The 19,265-nt window shown below is 65.4% G+C and carries 19 protein-coding genes; 5 read left to right on the forward strand and 14 right to left on the reverse strand.

The window, feature by feature from the left end:
* Positions 1–132: 132 nt before the first annotated feature.
* On the reverse strand, positions 133–1,968 hold the full coding sequence (locus A5625_RS03580; RefSeq protein WP_066989112.1) for an acyl-CoA dehydrogenase: 1,836 nt from the start codon (positions 1,966–1,968) through the stop codon (positions 133–135).
* A 200-nt stretch (positions 1,969–2,168) separates the two neighbouring features.
* Between A5625_RS03580 and A5625_RS03585 the strand changes: the two genes are divergently transcribed.
* Together A5625_RS03585 and A5625_RS03590 are read left to right on the forward strand one after the other, a co-directional pair.
* On the forward strand, positions 2,169–3,206 hold the full coding sequence (locus tag A5625_RS03585) for an isopenicillin N synthase family oxygenase (protein ID WP_066989114.1): 1,038 nt from the start codon (positions 2,169–2,171) through the stop codon (positions 3,204–3,206).
* Between the two features lie 81 nt (positions 3,207–3,287).
* Positions 3,288–3,776 carry a flavin reductase family protein gene (locus tag A5625_RS03590; protein ID WP_066989116.1) on the forward strand — a complete coding sequence of 163 codons (489 nt, stop codon included), beginning with the start codon at positions 3,288–3,290 and terminating at the stop codon, positions 3,774–3,776.
* Positions 3,777–3,797: 21 nt separating this feature from the next.
* On the opposite strand, the gene A5625_RS29480 is transcribed toward A5625_RS03590, so the two are convergent.
* The 5 genes from A5625_RS29480 to A5625_RS03610 form a co-directional block, all read right to left on the reverse strand.
* A complete protein-coding gene (locus tag A5625_RS29480) occupies positions 3,798–3,962 on the reverse strand; it encodes a hypothetical protein (protein ID WP_197515952.1) in 165 nt (54 codons plus the stop codon).
* Between the two features lie 131 nt (positions 3,963–4,093).
* Complete coding sequence (locus A5625_RS03595) at positions 4,094–4,840, reverse strand: succinate dehydrogenase/fumarate reductase iron-sulfur subunit (protein WP_066989120.1); 747 nt, start codon at positions 4,838–4,840, stop codon at positions 4,094–4,096.
* Positions 4,837–6,756 (reverse strand): fumarate reductase/succinate dehydrogenase flavoprotein subunit, encoded by a 1,920-nt coding sequence (locus A5625_RS03600; protein ID WP_066989122.1) that lies wholly within the window; start codon positions 6,754–6,756, stop codon positions 4,837–4,839. Before A5625_RS03600 ends, A5625_RS03595 begins: the two co-directional genes overlap by 4 nt.
* A gap of 43 nt (positions 6,757–6,799) precedes the next feature.
* Complete coding sequence (locus A5625_RS03605; protein WP_066989124.1) at positions 6,800–7,627, reverse strand: hypothetical protein; 828 nt, start codon at positions 7,625–7,627, stop codon at positions 6,800–6,802.
* Between the two features lie 81 nt (positions 7,628–7,708).
* Positions 7,709–8,014, reverse strand: a complete 306-nt coding sequence (locus A5625_RS03610; RefSeq protein WP_066989126.1) for a hypothetical protein — start codon at positions 8,012–8,014, stop codon at positions 7,709–7,711.
* 106 nt (positions 8,015–8,120) lie between these two features.
* Between A5625_RS03610 and A5625_RS03615 the strand changes: the two genes are divergently transcribed.
* The gene (locus A5625_RS03615) at positions 8,121–8,882 is read left to right on the forward strand and encodes an isocitrate lyase/phosphoenolpyruvate mutase family protein (RefSeq protein WP_066989128.1); all 762 of its coding nucleotides are present in this window, start codon (positions 8,121–8,123) and stop codon (positions 8,880–8,882) included.
* A gap of 61 nt (positions 8,883–8,943) precedes the next feature.
* Here A5625_RS03615 and A5625_RS03620 read toward each other — a convergent pair whose 3' ends face one another.
* Positions 8,944–9,384 carry an Hsp20/alpha crystallin family protein gene (locus A5625_RS03620; protein ID WP_066989129.1) on the reverse strand — a complete coding sequence of 147 codons (441 nt, stop codon included), beginning with the start codon at positions 9,382–9,384 and terminating at the stop codon, positions 8,944–8,946.
* A gap of 227 nt (positions 9,385–9,611) precedes the next feature.
* On the opposite strand from A5625_RS03620, the gene nirB reads away from it, so the two are divergent.
* A complete protein-coding gene (nirB, locus tag A5625_RS03625) occupies positions 9,612–12,194 on the forward strand; it encodes a nitrite reductase large subunit NirB (protein ID WP_082984252.1) in 2,583 nt (860 codons plus the stop codon).
* Positions 12,195–12,204: 10 nt separating this feature from the next.
* Positions 12,205–12,573, forward strand: a complete 369-nt coding sequence (gene nirD, locus A5625_RS03630; RefSeq protein ID WP_066989133.1) for a nitrite reductase small subunit NirD — start codon at positions 12,205–12,207, stop codon at positions 12,571–12,573.
* Here nirD and A5625_RS03635 read toward each other — a convergent pair.
* The 7 genes from A5625_RS03635 to A5625_RS03665 form a co-directional block, all read right to left on the reverse strand.
* Positions 12,537–13,040: a hypothetical protein gene (locus A5625_RS03635; RefSeq protein WP_066989135.1), complete on the reverse strand. Its 504-nt coding sequence runs from the start codon at positions 13,038–13,040 to the stop codon at positions 12,537–12,539. The two genes, nirD and A5625_RS03635, sit on opposite strands and share 37 nt — an antisense overlap.
* Before the next feature lie 77 nt (positions 13,041–13,117).
* Positions 13,118–13,903, reverse strand: coding sequence for a sirohydrochlorin chelatase (locus A5625_RS03640; protein WP_066989137.1), 786 nt, complete (start codon positions 13,901–13,903; stop codon positions 13,118–13,120).
* The gene (locus A5625_RS03645; protein ID WP_156747902.1) at positions 13,894–15,045 is read right to left on the reverse strand and encodes a uroporphyrinogen-III synthase; all 1,152 of its coding nucleotides are present in this window, start codon (positions 15,043–15,045) and stop codon (positions 13,894–13,896) included. The genes A5625_RS03640 and A5625_RS03645 overlap by 10 nt, the downstream gene beginning before the upstream one ends.
* 89 nt (positions 15,046–15,134) lie before the next feature.
* Positions 15,135–16,532, reverse strand: a complete 1,398-nt coding sequence (locus A5625_RS03650; protein ID WP_066989141.1) for a NarK/NasA family nitrate transporter — start codon at positions 16,530–16,532, stop codon at positions 15,135–15,137.
* Between the two features lie 551 nt (positions 16,533–17,083).
* A complete protein-coding gene (locus A5625_RS03655) occupies positions 17,084–18,001 on the reverse strand; it encodes a 5-oxoprolinase/urea amidolyase family protein (RefSeq protein ID WP_156747900.1) in 918 nt (305 codons plus the stop codon).
* A gap of 39 nt (positions 18,002–18,040) precedes the next feature.
* A complete protein-coding gene (locus tag A5625_RS03660) occupies positions 18,041–18,715 on the reverse strand; it encodes an allophanate hydrolase subunit 1 (RefSeq protein ID WP_066989143.1) in 675 nt (224 codons plus the stop codon).
* A 113-nt stretch (positions 18,716–18,828) separates the two neighbouring features.
* Positions 18,829–19,265, reverse strand: a 437-nt coding sequence (locus A5625_RS03665) for an ABC transporter substrate-binding protein (RefSeq protein WP_156747901.1), incomplete at its 5' end; no start/stop codon positions are given.

A 19,265-nucleotide genomic window follows, 5' to 3' on the forward strand; every position in this document is an offset into this window, starting at 1 on the left:
CGCTGGATCCCCTCACTCCAGCGGCGGCCTTTTTGCTGTTCGGCCTTCTATCGCGCCGTCTAGCACGGCCCGCTGAACGCAAAATCCCCCGCTTCGCACACGAAGCGGGGGATTTGTGCGTGCCGTCGGGGCCTAGAAGGCGGCCTCGTCGAGCTCCATGATGTCGTTGTCCAGCGTGTCGATGATCTCGCGGGTGCTGGTCAGCATCGGCAAGAAGTTCTTCGCGAAGAACGATGCCACCGCGATCTTGCCCTCGTAGAAGGACCGCTCCTCGCCGCTGGCGCCGGCGTCCAGTGCCTGCACGGCCACCGCCGCCTGACGCTGCAACAGCCAACCGATAACCAGGTCACCGACGCTCATCAGGAAGCGCACCGAACCCAGACCCACCTTGTACAGGCTGGTCACGTCCTCCTGCGCGGCCATCAGGTAGCCGGTCAGGGTGGCCGCCATCGCCTGGACGTCGGTCAGTGCCTTGGCCAGCAGCTCCCGCTCGGTCTTCAGCCGGCCGTTGCCGGACTCGCTGTCGACGAACTTCTGGATCTGCTCGGACACGTGAGCCAGCGCCGTTCCCTTGTCGCGGACGATCTTGCGGAAGAAGAAGTCCTGCGCCTGGATGGCCGTGGTGCCCTCGTAGAGCGAGTCGATCTTGGCGTCACGGATGTACTGCTCGATCGGGTAGTCCTGCAAGAAGCCGGACCCACCGAAGGTCTGCAGACTCTCGGTCAGCTTGGCGTAGGCCTGCTCGGAGCCCACACCCTTGACCACGGGCAGCATCAGGTCGTTGACCTTGACAGCCAGGTCGGCGTCCACACCGTGCAGGGCCTCGGCGACCGCGGCGTCCTGATAGGTCGACGTGAACAGGTACAGCGCCCGCAGACCCTCGGCATAGGCCTTCTGGGTCATCAGCGACCGACGCACGTCGGGGTGATGCGTGATGGTCACCCGCGGTGCGGTCTTGTCGGTCATCTGGGTCATGTCGGCGCCCTGCACGCGAGACTTGGCGTACTCCAACGCGTTCAGGTAGCCCGTCGACAGGGTCGCGATGGCCTTGGTACCGACCATCATGCGGGCCTGCTCGATGACCTCGAACATCTGCGCGATGCCGTTGTGCACCTCGCCGACCAGCCAGCCCTTGGCGGGAACGTCGTGCTGGCCGAAGCTCAGCTCGCAGGTGGCCGACACCTTCAGGCCCATCTTGTGCTCGACGTTGGTGACGAAGACGCCGTTGCGCTCGCCCAGCTCACCGGTCTCGAAGTCGAACAGGAACTTGGGCACGAAGAACAGCGACAGACCCTTGGTGCCCGGTCCGGCGCCCTCGGGGCGAGCCAGCACCAAGTGGAAGATGTTCTCGAACAGGTCCCCGGAGTCGGCCGAGGTGATGAACCGCTTCACACCGTCGATGTGCCAGGAACCGTCTTCCTGCTGGACGGCCTTGGTGCGGCCGGCGCCCACGTCCGAACCGGCGTCCGGCTCGGTGAGAACCATGGTCGAACCCCAGCCGCGCTCAGCGCACAGCACGGCCCACTTCTTCTGCTCTTCGGTGCCGAGGTGGTACAGGATGTTGGCGAAGCCCGCGCCGCCGGCGTACATCCACACGGCCGGGTTGGCGCCCAGCAGGTGCTCGTGCAGCGCCCACACCAACGCACGGGGCATCGGCATGCCGCCCAGCACCTCGTCGATGCCGACCTTGTCCCAACCGGCGTCGATGACGGCCTGAACCGACTTCTTGAAGGATTCCGGCAGCGTCACCGAGTGTGTCTTCGGGTCGAAGACCGGCGGATTGCGGTCACCCTCAACGAACGAGTCCGCGACCGGCCCCTCGGCCAGCCGGCTGATCTCGTTCAGCATTTCTTGGGCTGTGTCGGCGTCCAGGTCGGCGTAGTCGCCCTGGCCCAGCGCCTTGTCAACGCCCAGAACTTCGAACAGGTTGAATACCTGGTCGCGAACGTTGCTCTTGTAGTGGCTCACTACGGTCCTCCTCGTTGAGAATGCCACTTGTGGTTGGGTACTAGGTCTAAGTTACCCACCAGTAACACCGCTAAAATATCGCTCGCGTCAGCGGTATGCAAGCCAATGTGAGCTAGATTTCATTGCCTAATTAACCAACCGGTTGGCAAGCTGCTGGGGATGCCGTTGAAATCCGATCTACCTGCGGCAATGGTGCGAGGATGACCGATGTGTGTGGCGTCACTCCGCTGCCCTCGGGGATACCGACAGTGGACCTGCGGGCCGATCCCGGCCGGCTGCGGGACGGTCTGCGCGAGGCCGGCCACCAGGTCGGTTTCTTCTATCTGACCGGTCACGGCGTGCCGCCGGACCTGGTCAAGCGGGTGCTGGACACGGCGCGCAAGCTCTTCGCGCTGCCGCAGCCGGACAAGGACGCCGTCGCGATGGTGCGCAGCCCCCATTTCCGCGGCTACACGCGGCTCGGCGGCGAGCTGACCCGCGGCGAGGTGGACTGGCGCGAGCAGATCGACGTCGGGCCGGAACGTCCACCGATCGACGGGCTGGACGCTTCTGACTATCGGTGGCTGCAGGGTCCCAATCAGTGGCCGGCCGCACTACCGGAGCTGCCCGGCATCGTCGCGCAGTGGGACGCTGCGCTGTCGGCGGTGGCCCGCACCCTGCTGCGGCATTGGGCGGCCTCGCTCGGCAGTCCGTCCGACGTTTTCGACGCTGCCTTCGCCGACGCGCCGGCCACGCTGATCAAGATCATCCGCTACCCGGAAAGCGCGGCCAGCGCCCAAGGCGTGGGCGCGCACCGCGACTCCGGGGTGCTGACCCTGTTGCTGGCCGAACCGGGCAGCACCGGTCTGCAGGTACGGCGGGGCGGCTCGAAAGAAGGCCATCCCGATGACGGCTGGATCGACGTGCCGCCGCGCGACGGAGCGCTCATCGTCAACATCGGTGAACTGCTGGAGGTGGCGACGCGCGGCTACCTGCGAGCCACCGAGCACCGGGTCAACCTGCGGGAGCAGGCGGGCGACCGCATCTCGGTGCCGTACTTCTTCAATCCCAGCCTGGACGCGCAGATACCGGTGCTGTCGCTACCCGACGAACTCGAGGCACGCGCGCAGCGAGTGGATGATCCTTCGGATCCGATCTTTTCGGTCTACGGGCGCAACGCCTGGAAGAGCCGACTGCGGGCCCATCCGGATGTGGCCGCGGCGCACGGGTATTCGGCAGAACGCTTAGAAAATAGATAAGGGCGGCCACGCCAGGGCCACCGGCGCCGGGTAGGGTCGCAGTCGAAATCTTGTCTCCGGCTCTAGGGGCGAATAAGTCCGGTGAACTCGAATAACAAGCTGACAGCGTCGACACTTCGTGAGGCCTTCGGTCATTTCCCGTCTGGTGTGGTGGCCATCGCCGCCGAGGTGAACGGGACCCGGGAAGGCCTGGCGGCCAGTACGTTCGTTCCCGTCTCGCTGGATCCGCCGTTGGTGTCGTTCTGCGTGCAGAACACCTCGACGACCTGGCCCAAGCTCAAGGATCTGCCGATGCTGGGCATCAGCGTGCTCGGCGAGGAGCATGACGAGGCGGCACGCACGCTGGCCGCCAAGACCGGGGACAGGTTCGCCGGCTTGGAGACGGTGTCGCGGTCCACCGGAGCGGTATTCATCAAGGGCACCGGCCTATGGCTGGAAAGCGCCATCGAGCAGCTCATCCCGGCCGGCGATCACACCATCGTGGTGTTGCGGGTCATCGAAGTGACGGTGGACGCCAATGTGGCGCCCATCGTGTTCCATCGGAGTGTGTTTCGCCGCCTCGGCGCGTAATCGCCGTGCTTAGCCGGCCGGTTAGGGGCGGTGACTCAGTTCTTCCCGAAACCCCTGGATGCGGTTCTCGAGTTCGGCGGCGTCGTCGTGCCGCCCCTCTTTGTGCGCGAGCTGGGCGCGGACCGACAATTGCCGGATCGCGGTGCGAATGTTGTTGATGCTGGCGGTTTCTCGCACGTATTCCATGGACTGCCTTTCCGGTCGTTGGTACCCGGCCGCGCGGGGCGGCCCGACAGGATGCAGGTTGGTTACCCGGGTCCCGCGATGACCTAACGTGCCAGGACGGGACGCGCCGGATCGCAGCGCCGGGTGTCGGCTCAGCGACGGAACAGCTTGTTACCGAGCCATACCACCGGGTCGTACTTGCGGTCGGCGACCCGCTCTTTCATCGGGATCAGCGCGTTGTCGGTGATCTTGATGTTTTCCGGGCAGACCTCGGTGCAGCACTTGGTGATGTTGCAGTAACCCAGGCCGTGCTCGTCCTGAGCGTCGTTGCGCCGGTCGCGGGTGTCCAGCGGGTGCATTTCCAGTTCGGCGATCCGCATCAGGAAGCGCGGACCGGCGAACGCCTTCTTGTTCTCCTCGTGGTCGCGGACCACGTGGCAGACGTTCTGGCACAGGAAGCACTCGATGCACTTGCGGAACTCCTGGGAGCGCTGGACGTCCTCCTGCGCCATCCGGTATTCCCCGGGCTGCAAGTCCTTGGGCGGCGCGAAAGACGGTATCTCTCGGGCCTTCTCGTAATTGAATGAGACGTCGGTGACCAAATCACGAATCACCGGGAAGGTGCGCAGCGGCGTGACGGTGACGACCTCGTCTTCGGCGAAGGTGGACATCCGGGTCATGCAGAGCAGCCGCGGCTTGCCGTTGATCTCGGCCGAGCAGGAACCACACTTGCCCGCCTTGCAGTTCCACCGCACCGCCAGGTCTGGAGTCTGGGTCTGCTGCAGGCGGTGGATGATGTCGAGAACGACCTCGCCCTCGTTGACCTCAACCGTGAAGTCCTGCAGCGCACCGTTGGCGTCGTCGCCGCGCCACACCCGCATCGTCGCGTTGTAGGTCATTTGCCACTCCGTCCTGGGTGCCCGGCGAGTTCCTCGTCGGTGTAGTACTTCTCCAGCTCGGCGATGTCGAACAGCTCCAGCAGATCGGGCCGCATCGGCGTCTGATCTTTCTTGGTGATGGTGATCTCGGGGATCACCTCGTCGCCGCCGGCCGCCTCGCAGACCAGCAGCACCTTGCGCCACGACGAATCCATCGCCGGGTGGTCGTCGCGGGTGTGCCCGCCGCGGCTCTCGGTGCGCTGCAGCGCGGCCTTGGCGACGCATTCGCTGACCAGCAGCATGTTGCGCAGGTCGATGGCCAGGTTCCAGCCCGGGTTGTACCGGCGCTGGCCCTCCACGTGCAGGTTCTTGAATCGTCCACGCAGTTTGTCGAGCCGCGCCAGAGCCTCCGAGACCTCGTCGGCATTGCGGATGATGCCGACCAGGTCGTTCATCGACTGCTGCAGTTCCAGCTGCAGGGTGTACGGGTTCTCCCCGGGGGCGCCGTTCGCCGGTGGCTCGAAGGGAGCCAGTGCCCGCTTGGCCGCGGCGTCGGTGGCGTCTTCGCTGATCGTCGGACGGCTGCTCAGGGCCCGCACGTAGTCGGCGGCGCCCAGACCGGCACGCCGGCCGAACACCAGCAGGTCGGACAGCGAGTTGCCGCCCAGCCGGTTCGAGCCGTGCATACCGCCGGAGCATTCGCCGGCGGCGAACAGCCCCGGGACGGTGGCCGCCCCGGTGTCGGCGTCGACCTCGACACCGCCCATCACGTAGTGACAGGTCGGCCCGACCTCCATCGGCTCCTTGGTGATGTCGACCCCGGCCAGCTCCTTGAACTGGTGGTACATCGACGGCAGCCGGCGGTTGATCTCAGCCGGCGTCAGGCGCGACGCGATGTCCAGGAAGACGCCGCCGTGCGGGCTGCCGCGGCCGGCCTTGACCTCGGAGTTGATCGCACGCGCGACCTCGTCGCGCGGCAGCAGGTCCGGGGTGCGGCGGGCCGAGTCGTTGTCCTTCAGCCACTGATCGGCTTCCTGTTCGGACTCGGCGTACTGCCCCTTGAACACCGACGGGATGTAGTCGAACATGAACCGCTTGCCATCGGAGTTCTTCAGCACCCCGCCGTCACCGCGGACACCCTCGGTGACCAGGATCCCTTTCACACTCGGCGGCCACACCATGCCCGTCGGGTGGAACTGGACGAACTCCATGTTGATCAGCGACGCGCCCGCCCGCAGGGCCAGGGCGTGACCATCGCCGGTGTACTCCCAGGAGTTCGAGGTGACCTTGAACGACTTGCCGATGCCGCCGGTGGCCAGCACCACCGCCGGCGCCTCGAACAAGATGAAGTTTCCGCTTTCGCGGATGTAGCCGAACGCCCCGGCGATCGCGTCGCCGTCCTTGATCAGCTCAGTGATGGTGGTTTCGGCGTACACCTTGATGCGCGCCTCGTAGTCACCGAGTTCGGCGTAGTCCTCCTGCTGCAACGAGACGATCTTCTGCTGCATAGTGCGGATCAGTTCCAGGCCGGTGCGGTCACCGACGTGGGCCAGCCGCGGGTAGGTGTGTCCGCCGAAGTTACGCTGGCTGATCTTGCCGTCCTTGAGCCGATCGAACAGCGCGCCATAGGTTTCCAACTCCCAGACGCGGTCTGGGGCCTCTTTGGCGTGCAGTTCGGCCATCCGCCAGTTGTTGAGGAACTTCCCACCGCGCATCGTGTCGCCGAAGTGGGTCTTCCAGTTGTCTTTCGGGTTGGTGTTGCCCATCGACGCCGCGCAGCCGCCCTCGGCCATCACCGTGTGGGCCTTGCCGAACAAGGACTTGCACACCACCGCGACCCGCAAACCCCGTTCACGCGCTTCGATGACCGCACGCAGTCCGGCGCCTCCGGCACCGATCACGACCACGTCATAGGTGTGCCGCTCGATTTCCACCATGAAACCCTCGCTAGCTAAACTTGATTTATCTCGAAATGGCTTGTCAGCCAACAAATCTCAGGTCAGGAATGGTGCCGCTGGCCACCAGTGCGACATAGAAGTCGGTGAGCATCAACGTGCCCAGGGTGATCCAGGCGTACAGCTTGTGCCGTGTGTTGATCACGCTGACCTGGGTCCAGATCCAGTACCGCACAGGGTGCTTGGAGAAGTGCTTGAGCCGCCCGCCGGTCACGTGCCGGCAGGAGTGGCAGGACAGCGTGTAGATCCACAGCATGATGACGTTTCCCAGCAGGATCAGATTGCCCAGACCGAAACCGAATCCACCCGGTCCGCTGTCGGAGTGGAACGCGACGATGGCGTCGTAGGTGTTGATCACCGAGATGATGCCGGCGATGTAGAAGAAGTACCGGTGGCTGTTCTGGATGATCAGCGGGAACTTGGTCTCGCCGGTGTAGTGCACGCGGGGTTCGGCCACCGCGCAGGCGCTGGGCGACTGCCACACCGTGCGGTAGTAGGCGCCGCGGTAGTAGTAGCAGGTCAACCGGAACAGCAGCAGGAAGGGCAGCGACAGTGCGGCGTAGGGCAGCCACCACACGTCGGGCAGGAACTGCGGCCAGATGTCGCCGGCCTCACCGCAACCCTTGCTGACGCAGGGTGAGTAGAACGGCGTCAAATAGTGGTATTTGGCGACGAAGAAGTAATTCTGTTGGAACGCTCGCGCTGTCGCATACATAAGGAATGCGGCGAAGCCGAGATCGATTCGCAGCGGCGACATCCACCACCGGTCGGTGCGTAGGGTCCGTTGCTGGATACGGGCGCGCGTGGGTGAAAAGACACCGGACGCAGGACGGTTCGCCGTAGGTGCGCTCATTTAGTGTGTTCCTCTTCGAACGGGCTGTAGGTCGAAGGGTACACAGAACCGAGCCCCTCTTTTCTGGGGGGCTTGGGTTGTTCAGGACCTGTTGTGACCGCCGACACCCTCGTCGTCGACATCGCGCCAGAATTCGCTGTCGTACTGGGTATCGGGAATGACGATCTTTTCCCCGGACTGCTGGACGGTGGCACCGGCCAGGTCCAATTCGGATACGTCGGTGTCGAGCAGGTCGACGTCGGAAAGGATGCGGTTGGCGTCGATGACGATGCGCCGCATGGCCGGGCTGTCACCGTATCGGGCCCTCAGGGAGCTCACGCACCGCCGAAGACCGCCAATGAGGTCGTGCAGTTCGGCGAATTCGGTCGTGCCAGTCGTGCTCGTCAACGGATCTCCTCGGCAGTGTTTCGGATCACAGTATGCCCCTCGATACTATCCACGGCACACGCCAGACGCAGGCCGTTGAGCCTGGATGCCACGGGAGCAAACACCTATGACGGGACGCAGCACACCGGCCGAGCTCGCCGCCACGCTGCTGGAACTGCATCGGCGGGGCAACCCGGTCATCCTGCCGACCGTGTGGGATGCGTGGTCGGCGCGGCTAGCCACCGGTGCCGGATTTGTCGCGCTCACCGTGGGCAGCCATCCGATGGCGGACTCGATCGGCAAACCCGACAACGAGGGCATGTCGTTCGACGACGTCCTCGCCCGGGTCGCGCAGATCACCGCCGCGGTCGACGTCCCGGTGTCGGTGGACATCGAATGCGGCTATGGCCAACCCGCGGGCCGCCTGATCGAGGGCCTGCTGAGCGCCGGGGCAGTGGGGCTGAACATCGAGGACACCGTGCACTCCGAGGGCAAGCGGCTGCGGTCGGCTGAGGAACACGCCGAATTCGTCGGAGAGCTACGGTCGGCGGCCGACGCGGCCGGGGTGCATGTGGTCATCAATGCCCGGACGGATCTGTTCCTGCGTCAGGACGGTGAGGAGTCCGATCGCGTCGAACGGGCGGTGGCACGACTCAATAGGGCCGCCGCCGCCGGCGCCGACGTCGCATATCCGGTGGGCCGTCACGACCCTGACACATTGCGGCGCTTGACCGCTGAGTTGCAGCTGCCGGTCAATGCGATCGCGCTGCCCGACCAGGACGACCCGGCATCCTTCGGGCCGCTGGGTGTAGCTCGCATCAGCTTTGGGCCCTTCCTGCAGGCCGCGCTGGGACGACGGGCCACCGAGCTGCTGGCCCGCTGGGCCTGACACGCTGAATCCGGCGGAGCCGTTGCGGCCCCGCCGGACTCGACTTTTTCTCCGGCGGAGATTACTTGGTGATCTCGATGCGTTGCGCCTGGTTTCCGGCGTAGGCACCGGTGACCCGCACCGTCAGCACGCCGGCGTCGTAAGTCGCCGTAATGGCGTCGCCGGTGACGTGGGCGGGCAGCTGGAACGACCGGCGGAACGACCCATACCGGATCTCCCGCAGGGTGCGGCCGTCCTTCTCTTCGGAGTGCTCGTCGCGGTGCTCGCCGTGGATGACCAAGCGGCCCCGGTCGACCTCCACGTTGACGTCCTTTTCGACGTCAACACCGGGAAGTTCGACACGTACGACCGCGTCGTCGCCGTCCTTGACGATCTCGGCGGCGGGCTTGAAACCGCTGGTCGCCGGCGTGTTCCAGTCCGCCGCGGCGGCGGGGCCGAAGAAGTCGCGCAACCACCGGTCGGTGTCCCAGGCCGGTCGCGACCACAGTGCGAGGTTACTCATGTCGCTTCCCTTTCAATTCCTTGAGCTTCGTTGTGAGATTCCTGTGACCGGCGCCTGTGCGACCGGCTACTAGTACAAACATGAGTCGACCACGCTAAAGTTCCACCTCCTCGTTCGCCGGGAGCGAACGATTAATCACAGCGGCTCCTGTGAGTTGTGAGATCCTCGTCATAGGACCGTCACATTGCGCGAAAAGAACGTAATTTCTGGCCGTTAGTCTCAAAGCCATGTCTGCAGACGGGATTTCGCGCGCCAGTTGTGCGCCTCGTCACATCATCGTAGTCGGACATGGCATGGTGGGGCATCGGTTCGTCGAGGCGCTCCGCGCCCGCGACACCGAGGGACTGTGGCGCATCACGGTTTTCGCCGAGGAGACCGACGCTGCCTATGACCGCGTGGGGTTGACGTCCTACACCGAGAGCTGGGATCGCAAGTTACTGGCATTGCCCGGCAACGATTACGAGGGTGACGAGCAGGTCCGGCTGGTACTCAACCAGCGAGTTACCGAAATAGACCGCGCAACAAAGACGGTGGTCACGGCCGACGGCCAACGGCACGGCTACGACACCTTGGTTTTGGCGACCGGGTCGTACGCGTTCGTGCCGCCGGTGCCGGGCCATGAACTGCGCGCCTGCCACGTATACCGCACGCTTGACGACCTCGACGCCATCCGCGCCGACGCCCAGCGCACGGTGGAAACCTCGCACGCCACCGCCGGTGTCGTCATCGGCGGTGGCCTGTTGGGCCTGGAAGCCGCTAATGCGCTGCGCCAGTTCGGGTTGCAGACGCACGTCATCGAGATGATGCCGCGTCTGATGGCCCAGCAGATCGACGAGGCCGGTGGTGCACTGCTGGCCAGGATGATCGGTGAACTCGGCATCTCGGTGCATGTCGGAACGGGCACCGAATCGATCGAGCCGGTCGAACATTCGGACGGCAGCACGACGGTACGGGTGAGTCTGACCGACGGCCAGGTCATCGACGCCGGGCTGGTGATCTTCGCGGCCGGCATCCGGCCGCGCGACGAGCTGGCGACCGCCGCCGGGCTGGAGCGTGCCGAGCGTGGCGGGGTGCTCACCGACGTGGCTTGCCAGACAAGCGATCCCGATATCTACGCGATCGGCGAGGTCGCCGCGATCGGCGGCCGGTGCTACGGGCTGGTGGGACCGGGTTACACCTCGGCCGAGGTAGTGGCCGACCGATTGCTGGACGGCACAGCGGAATTCGGCGAAGCCGACCTGTCCACCAAGCTCAAACTGCTGGGCGTCGACGTGGCCAGCTTCGGCGACGCGATGGGGGTGACCGAGAACTGCCTCGAGGTCGCCGTCAACGATGCGGTCAACCGGACCTACGCCAAGCTGGTGCTCTCCGACGACGCCAAGACGCTGCTCGGCGGTGTGCTGGTGGGCGATGCCTCGTCCTACGGGGTGCTGCGGCCCATGGTCGGCACCGAGCTGCCCGGGGATCCGCTCGCGCTCATCGCGCCGGCCCAATCCGGCGGTGGCACGGCGTTAGGCGTTGGGGCACTGCCGGATTCGGCGCAGATCTGCTCGTGCAACAACGTCACCAAGGGCGATCTGAAGTGCGCGATCGCCGACGGGTGCGCGGATGTGCCCGCGCTCAAGGCGTGCACCTCGGCCGGTACCTCATGTGGGTCCTGTGTCCCGCTGCTCAAACAATTGCTGGAAGCCGAGGGCGTGGAGCAGTCCAAGGCGCTGTGCGAGCACTTCAGCCAGTCCCGGGCAGAGCTTTTCGAGATCATCTCGGCAACCGAGATCCGAACCTTCTCCGGTCTGCTGGAACGCTTCGGTCGCGGAAAGGGTTGCGACATCTGCAAACCCGTGGTCGCCTCCATTCTGGCGTCCACCGGCTCGGAGCACATCCTCGAAGGCGAGCAGGCTTCGCTGCAGGATTCCAACGACCACTTCCTGGCCAACATCCAGAAGAACGGCAGCTACTCGGTGGTGCCCAGGGTTCCCGGTGGTGACATCAAGCCCGAGCATCTGATCCTGATCGGCCAAATCGCCCAGGACTTCGGGCTGTACACCAAGATCACCGGCGGGCAACGGATCGACATGTTCGGCGCGCGGGTGGACCAACTGCCGGAGATCTGGAAACGCCTGGTCGACGGCGGCATGGAATCCGGCCACGCGTACGGCAAGGCGCTGCGCACGGTGAAGAGCTGCGTGGGCACCGACTGGTGCCGTTACGGGCAGCAGGATTCGGTGCAGCTGGCCATCGATTTGGAACTGCGCTATCGCGGCCTGCGGGCACCACACAAGATCAAGATGGGTGTCTCGGGTTGCGCGCGGGAGTGTGCCGAAGCCCGGTCCAAGGACGTCGGCGTCATCGCCACCGAAAAGGGCTGGAACCTCTACGTCGGCGGCAATGGCGGGATGACGCCCAAGCACGCCCAGCTGCTGGCCAGCGATTTGGACACCGAGACGCTGGTCCGCTACGTCGACCGGTTCGTCATGTACTACATCCGAACGGCCGACCGGCTACAGCGCACGGCGCCGTGGGTCGATTCCCTCGACGGCGGCCTCGACCACGTGCGCGAGGTTGTATGTGAGGACTCGCTCGGCTTGGCCGGGGAATTCGAAGCCGCGATGGAGCGGCACGTGAAGAACTACAAGTGCGAATGGAAGGGCGTGCTGGACGACCCGGACAAGCTGTCGCGGTTCGTTTCGTTCGTCAACGCCCCGGATGCCGTCGACTCGACGGTGGCCTTCACCGAGCACGCCGGACGCAAAATCCCTGTGTCCATTGGCATGCCGCGCGTCCGCGAAGCGACAACTCCCGAGGAATGAGGAAGGGATCATGACACTTCTCAACGACATTCAGGTGTGGACCAGCGCGTGCGCTTACGACCACCTCATTCCTGGTCGCGGCGTCGGCGTGCTGCTCGATGACGGTTCCCAGGCGGCGTTGTTCCGGCTGGACGACGGCTCGGTGTACGCGGTGGGCAACGTCGACCCGTTCTCCGGGGCCGCGGTGCTGTCTCGTGGAATCGTGGGCGACCGCGACGGCTGTGTCACGGTTCAGTCGCCCATCTTGAAGCAGGCGTTCTCGCTCGAAGACGGTTCCTGCCTGGACGATCCGGCCGTGTCGGTGCCGGTGTATCCGGTGCGGATCACAGCCGACGGTTACGTTCAGGTCGGGCGGGACGACCAGCCGCGAGCCGCCTGAGTCGGACGGCGGCCGTCACCGGTGATGTCGCCGACCAAATAGCGCTGCATCGTCGGCCCGATCGCGTCGACGAGCGCGTCCACCGGCATGGAGTGCAGCGGTTCGGAGCGGATGCCGTAGCGCATGATGCCCAGGCCCACCAACTGCGAGGCGCACAACGAAGCACGCAGGGCCACCTTGTCGGCACCCAGCATTTTCAGCAGTGGGCCGAAGACCGGTCCGATGAACATGCTCTGCACGGTTTCGGCGGTCTTCGCCATCCCGGTTGACGCGAGGGCGCTGGCCGCAAACGGGCCGCCGCCGGCGGCATCCCATGTGGTGATCAGCATGCGCAGGGTCCGGCGCCCCACCTGGTTGACCCCGCCGGTGACAATCCGGTCGATGAATTCCGGTGTGCCGAAGGGCAACCGCAGCATTTTGGCGACCGGGTCGAGAATCCCACGCGACGGCTCTTCGCGACGGGGCATGCTGCCAGGATCGCCGGTCTAAGACCAAAGATCAAGGAATGTCGAACACCGGCGCGCCTCGTCGCAGGCGTTTTGCGTTACGGAATCGAACGCACGATGCGACCATGCGCCAGCTGGTGCGGGCTCGATCGGCGCGACGCATGCCGGGTGGTGGGCGCCAGGACCGGCGGCAGAGCCCGCCGGAATCGGTTCACCACCAGGCGAGCCAGGCCGGGATGGGTACACAGCGGCTCGCTGACCAGATCGGCGCCACAGGCGTGCAGCCGTTGTTGAAACAGGCCGTCGGCCAGCAGGTACGACGCCAGCACGACGCGTCCACCGGTGCGGTGAGCCTGAGCGCGGGCCCGGGCTACCGTGTTTTCCAATGCCTCGGGCAGTTGCGGGTCACCGGTGGCCGCGAACCCCAGGCTCACCCGCGATCCGGTCAGCGCGGACAACAACGTCGCAGTGGTGTGCAGGTCGGCACGCGCCTTGTCATCCGAGGTTCCCGCAGCGGCCAGAACCACCGAATCACCTGTTCTCCAACCGCATTTCATCAGCTGATCACTGACGATCCGGGCGATCTGGCCGCTTGGCGCCAGCGCGGGTGTGACGATCACATTCGGGTGCTCACTGATCGCGACATGGGCGGGCAGATCGGCGCGGACGTGGTATCCGCGCGACAGGAATGCGGGCACCACGATCGCGGGCCGGCCGGCGGATTTCGCGCGCATCAAGACTTCACTGGGGCTGGGGCCGACGACGTCGACGAAGGCAACTTCCACCGGGCTGCCTACCAGCGTACTGACCTGTGCCGCAAGGCCTTCGATCATCGCCACGCCGCCCGGCCTGCGAGTGCCGTGCGCTGCCAGAATCAGTGCCATGAGGAATCTTCCGGGTGGTCGATGGCGAGCCGGTAGCCGCGCTTGACCACCGTCGCGACGATGTTCTTGTCGCCCAATGCCGTTCGTAGCCGCAGCACGGCGGTATCGACGGCGTGCGGGTCGTTGCTGTTGCCGGGAAGTACCCGTAGCAAATCGTTGCGCGGGACAACATCGCCGGGGCGTTGTGCCAGTGCTCGTAGGGTCGCCATACCCGATCCCGACAACGACTTCACCGAACCGTCGACCAGTACGCAGGTTCCGCGGATCTCGAGGTCGTGACCGGCCGCGCGGATGGTGCAGGACCGCAGCGGCGGAAGCTCTTGGGCGATATGGCGGGCCAACGCCCCCAACCGCATTCGTTCGGGCGACGACGTCGGGATACCGGCGCGGACCAACGGCTGCGCGGTAACCGGCCCCACGCACATCGCATGCACGTCACTGCGAAGCGCTTGCAACAGTTGATCTTCGATGCCCAACTCGCGGCTACGCTCGAGCAAGGCCGCGCCGGCCGGTGCCGAGGTGAAGGTCACCGCATCGAACTGCCGACGCGCCACCGAGGCGACGAGTTGGTCGAAGTCGCCGCCGGCCGGTGTTGGCTTCCAACGGTATACGTGAATGGGAACCACCTGCGCGCCCGCCGATCGCAAACCGTTGATGAATTCCGGGAAGGGGTCCCAGCCGTCGGCCGCGCCGTGCAACTGGACGGCGATACGCTTACCGGCGACATCCGATTCGAGGAGATAGCGCAGGACTTCTTGCGAAGATTCGGATTTGGGAGACCACTCCTCGTGTAACCCGGCGGCGCGCAGCGCCCCGGTCGCCTTCGGTCCGCGGGCCACGATCCGCGACTTGGCAAGGGCGGCCAGCAATTGGGTGGCAAGTCCCCAGCCGTCGGCCGCGGCCACCCAGCCGCGGAAGCCGATGCCGGTGTGCGCCACCAAGATATCGGGAGGCTCGGCGATCACTGCTTCGGTGTGGTTCTGCAGTTGTTCATCTTCGGGCAGCGCGATGATGTTGATGGCCGCGGCGCTGGACACCTCCGCGCCGTTGCGGCGCAGCAAGGCGCACAGCTCCTCGGCACGGTTCGCCGATGTGACGGCGATCCGGTAGCCGGTCAGCGGCGCCGAGTCTGGTGGGGCCAGTTGGGGGGCCATATGAATTGTGTATGCCTGCGACGTTTCGGTTGCGTTACCGAGCAATTGCTGTGGCATTGCCCGTGTTGCGAGCCAGCTCACACATGGGTTGCCTCGGCTTCTGCGGCTGAGCCGGACATCCCCGGCGCCGACACGGGCCGGCGCACATAGACCGTCCAGGTCATGACCGCCGTCACGACGTAGGAGGCCAGAAACGCCCAGTACGCAGAGGTTTCCGTGCCGGTACTGAGATAAGACTGGCGCAGCGCCAGGTTGATTCCCACACCGCCGAGCGCACCGACGGCCGAACAGATGCCGATCAGCGATCCCGACCTCGCGCGGGCCCAATGACGACGCTCGTCTTCGCTTATGTCCAGCGAGCGGCTGCGAGCCTCATAGACCGACGGGATCAGCTTGAACACCGATCCGTTGCCCATGCCGGACAGGATGAACAACACCATGAAGCAGGTGACGTAGCCGATCATGCTGACGGAGTGCGCTTCGCTGTGGTGATCGTCGAAGGTACTGATCGTGACCAGCAGCCCGGCGCCCAGCGTCATCCCGGCCAGGACGCCCAGGGTGACGCGGCTGCCCCCGATGCGATCGGCCAGCCGCCCACCGTAGATGCGGGCCAGTGATCCCAGCAGCGGGCCGATGAAGGCTACCTGCGCGGCGTGCAGCGCCGCATGCCTGGGGCTTTCGCCGCTGTCCAAGAAGTTGACCTGCAACACCTGCCCGAAGGCGAACGCGAAGCCGATCCAGGAGCCGAAGGTGGCGATGTAGAGCAGCGAGATCACAGCCGTGTCGCGCTCGAACAGAATCGAGCGCATGGTGCTCAGCTGGGTGCCGTGGTCGACGTTGTCCATGAACACCGCGGCCGCAATGCCCGCGACCACCAAGAACACCAGGTACACCGCGCACACCCAGTACGGTGCCTGATGCCCGGCGGTAGCCAGCACCAGCAGGCCCACCAGCTGGATCACCGCGACACCCAGATTGGCGACGCCGGCGTTGACGGCCAGCGCGGCGCCCTTGAGACGCTGCGGGTAAAAGGCGTTCACGTTGGCCAGCGAGGCTGCGTAATTGCCGCCGCCCAGGCCGGTCAGAGCGGCACACAGCACGTACGGCCACAGTGGCAGACCGGGATTGGCCAACAACAGGATCGTGCCGGCCGTCGGGATCAGTAGCACCAAGGCCGAGAAGGTCGTCCAGTTGCGCCCACCGAAGGCGGCGATTCCCAAGGTGTAAGGGATCCGGGCGCAACCACCAACCAGGGTGGCGACCGCACCCAGCAACAGCTTGTCGCTGGCGGAGAAACCGTAGACGGACGCGGGCATGAACAACGCCATGACGGGCCACAGCGTCCAGATCGAAAACGCCACGTGGTCACCGGCGATCGTGCAGAACAGGTTGCGACGGGCGATCTTCTTGTTGCCGGCCTCCCACGCCGCGGAGTCTTCCGGATTCCAGTCCGCGATGCGATGGTTGCGGCCCATCCGAACGCCACCTTTCCTCGACACGACACTCATATCCGTCCGCCCGTTCGCGAAATCAGCTGGCCCCGTTGAGATGCGGAGCCGACCGGCTCGACGGCATCCCGGCAGGCGGCGTGCATACAGCTCCCTCTCGTCAGGCCCCACAAACCGCCGCATCCGGCTGTCGCCGAGCCAGCGGTTACCGCGCTCATCCGAATATCAGAAAAGCTGCTTCGCAGACTGGCTTTCGACGTGTGTGGGCACCCCGAATCAAGGGGAAGGCCCCGCCGTATGCACCGATGCTCACATTTAAGACGAGGGCGGGTCAATCGGAACGGCCCAATATCGCCTGTAAGTTGATTACCAGTTATCTGGTAAATCCCTGAAGGGGAAGCAGTCCTGCGATAACGCAGGTCACCGAACGCGAATGTACCGTGCCGTCAAGTGATTTCACGCATACCGCGAGCATCGTGTGAGCTGGAATACACCGAGCCGCCCGGCTGCGCCGGATGTGTTGCCGCACATTTGAAATGGTCGCGCGGAATGTATTCTTAGCGAAACTGTGTGGTGAGTCAGGCGAAGAAAAACGCCCCACTCACTGCACCAGAGTGAGCACCCGCCGGAGACCTCGGACGCGCCCAGTGCAGTCGCACCGTCTGACCGGGCCGCACCTGGGCGACCTTGTCGACGTCCTCGTCGATCACCACGGCCACCACCGGGTAGCCGCCAGTGACCGGATGGTCTGGTCCCAGGATCACCGGTAAACCATTGGGCGGCACCTGAATTGCGCCGCGGGTGGCGCCCTCGCTCGGCAGCTGCCGGTCCGGGTAGCAGTGGTGCAACGGCCGGCCCATCAATCGCATCCCCACCCGGTCGCTGCGATCGGAGACCACCCAATCGGTGTGCACCAGGACATCGGGATCGACGAACCAATCGTCGCGAGGCCCGGGTACCACGAAGACATCGACCACATGGGTGGTGAGGGCGGCCACCGGTGCCTGGTCCAGTTCGGGATAGTCGTCGGTGCGCTCGCCGATCGGTAGCCGGTCGCCGGCCTGCAACGGTGCCGGGCCGATGGCCGACATCACGTCGTAGCTGCGCGAGCCCAGCACCGGCTGGACGCAGATGCCGCCCCGGACCGCCAGGTAGCTGCGCAGCCCCGCGCGGGGGGTGCCCAGCGAGATCACCTCGCCATCGCGCGCGTGGTGAATGCTGTTGGTGCCGAACTTGATTCCGTTGACAGTGGGATCGGTGTCGGCGCCAGTCACCGCGATGTCGACGTCGCCATCCCGGACCCTGGCCGTGAACCCGCCGAACGTCACTTCCACGGTGGCGCGGTCGTCGGGGTTGGCCACCAGCCGGTTGGCCAGCTTGTGTGCCCCCCGGTCTGCAGCCCCGGACGGGCTCACCCCCAAATGAGCCAGTCCCGGCCGGCCGAGGTCTTGCACGACAGCGAGCGGTCCGGTGCGGAGGATCTCCAGCATGGCCACGGGTTATCTCCTTAGTTGTGGTGGCGACTCGCCCAGTGGCTAGACGGCCCGGAACTGAACCCACATGCCCTGCGTCAGTAGCGCCGGGTTCGGTCGGTGCAAATCCCACAGCACCGCGTCGGTGTGGCCGATGAGCTGCCAGCCACCCGGGGACTGGCGGGGATATACCGCGCTGAATTCACCGGCGAGGGCGACCGAGCCGGCCGGCACCGAAGTCCTCGGCTCGGGCCGCCGCTGCACCCGCAGGCGTGGCTCGCCGTCGACCAGATACGCGAAACCGGGTGCGAATCCGCTGAATCCGACCCGCCACAACGTGGCGGTGTGGGCATCGATCACTCCCGCGATGGTTAGTCCGGTTTGACCGGCGACCTCGGCCAGGTCCGGACCGTCGTAGACGACGTCGATAACGACGTCGGCGCGGCGCTCCGAGTCAGCGGCCGGGGCGGCGCTCACGCGCATCTTGCGCAACCGCTGACGGATGACGCCTTGGTAGCGCGGGCCGTCCAGCTTCACCAACACCGTGCGGGCCGCCGGGACGACGTCGACCACGCTCGGCATCGTCATGGAGCGCAGCGTGTCCGTCCACGCCAACACCTCAGCGGTACTGCCGCATTGCACCATCAGCGCTCGGTCGCCGTAGTCCAATACGGTGTTGCCGCGCAGCTCTGCCGGCAGGCCATGGGCCAGGTCGCCGCTAAGATCCGTCACGCTCATTACTCGACGGTAACTCCGGAATCGGCGCAAGTGCGAGGGGCGGCCGACGGAATTTCGAGCTCTGCCAGAATCGCCTTAGCAAATGCTCAAACAGCCGCCATGGACCCGCTGGGCTAGCCCAGGATCTTGGTGAGCAGCGGCGGGAGCTGATCGGCGATGACGGGGTAGCTCAGCGGTGACCCGAACGCTATGGCGCCGGCCTGGTCTTTCGTGGTGAAGATGTGGCGGTTCTGCGCGGTGGTGAGCGATCCGGCTACCTCGGGATCGGCCAGTATCGCCTTCTGATCGTCCGGGTTGCGGGTTGTCCAGATCACCACGTCGGCGGAATCGAGCACCGATTTGATCTGGTCGCGCGGGATGACGGCGCGCTGATCGGTGCCGAAGGATTTGATGCTGTCGGAGATGACCAGCCCCATCTGATTGAGGAAGTCCGTGCGCCAGCCGGCCATGGTGGCGACGACGGTGCCTTGCCACAGCGCGCCGTGCATCAGCAGCGTCTTCTTGCCCGTCCATTGCTGATTCTTCTTGCCGATGTCGGTGAACTTCTGGC

Source organism: Mycobacterium sp. 1465703.0 (assembly GCF_001672975.1).
In the GTDB taxonomy this organism is placed as follows: Bacteria; Actinomycetota; Actinomycetes; order Mycobacteriales; family Mycobacteriaceae; genus Mycobacterium.

Bases quoted from the DNA above. Each gene is read 5' to 3' on its own strand.
- A5625_RS03585 (WP_066989114.1), top strand. From the start codon at position 2,169: ATGACCGATGTGTGTGGCGTCACTCCGCTGCCCTCGGGGATACCGACA.
- A5625_RS29480 (WP_197515952.1), bottom strand. From the start codon at position 3,962: ATGGAATACGTGCGAGAAACCGCCAGCATCAACAACATTCGCACCGCG.
- A5625_RS03595 (WP_066989120.1), bottom strand. From the start codon at position 4,840: ATGACCTACAACGCGACGATGCGGGTGTGGCGCGGCGACGACGCCAAC.
- A5625_RS03600 (WP_066989122.1), bottom strand. From the start codon at position 6,756: ATGGTGGAAATCGAGCGGCACACCTATGACGTGGTCGTGATCGGTGCC.
- A5625_RS03605 (WP_066989124.1), bottom strand. From the start codon at position 7,627: ATGAGCGCACCTACGGCGAACCGTCCTGCGTCCGGTGTCTTTTCACCC.
- A5625_RS03615 (WP_066989128.1), top strand. From the start codon at position 8,121: ATGACGGGACGCAGCACACCGGCCGAGCTCGCCGCCACGCTGCTGGAA.
- A5625_RS03620 (WP_066989129.1), bottom strand. From the start codon at position 9,384: ATGAGTAACCTCGCACTGTGGTCGCGACCGGCCTGGGACACCGACCGG.
- nirB (WP_082984252.1), top strand. From the start codon at position 9,612: ATGTCTGCAGACGGGATTTCGCGCGCCAGTTGTGCGCCTCGTCACATC.
- nirD (WP_066989133.1), top strand. From the start codon at position 12,205: ATGACACTTCTCAACGACATTCAGGTGTGGACCAGCGCGTGCGCTTAC.
- A5625_RS03635 (WP_066989135.1), bottom strand. From the start codon at position 13,040: ATGCCCCGTCGCGAAGAGCCGTCGCGTGGGATTCTCGACCCGGTCGCC.
- A5625_RS03640 (WP_066989137.1), bottom strand. From the start codon at position 13,903: ATGGCACTGATTCTGGCAGCGCACGGCACTCGCAGGCCGGGCGGCGTG.
- A5625_RS03650 (WP_066989141.1), bottom strand. From the start codon at position 16,532: ATGGGCCGCAACCATCGCATCGCGGACTGGAATCCGGAAGACTCCGCG.
- A5625_RS03660 (WP_066989143.1), bottom strand. From the start codon at position 18,715: ATGAGCGTGACGGATCTTAGCGGCGACCTGGCCCATGGCCTGCCGGCA.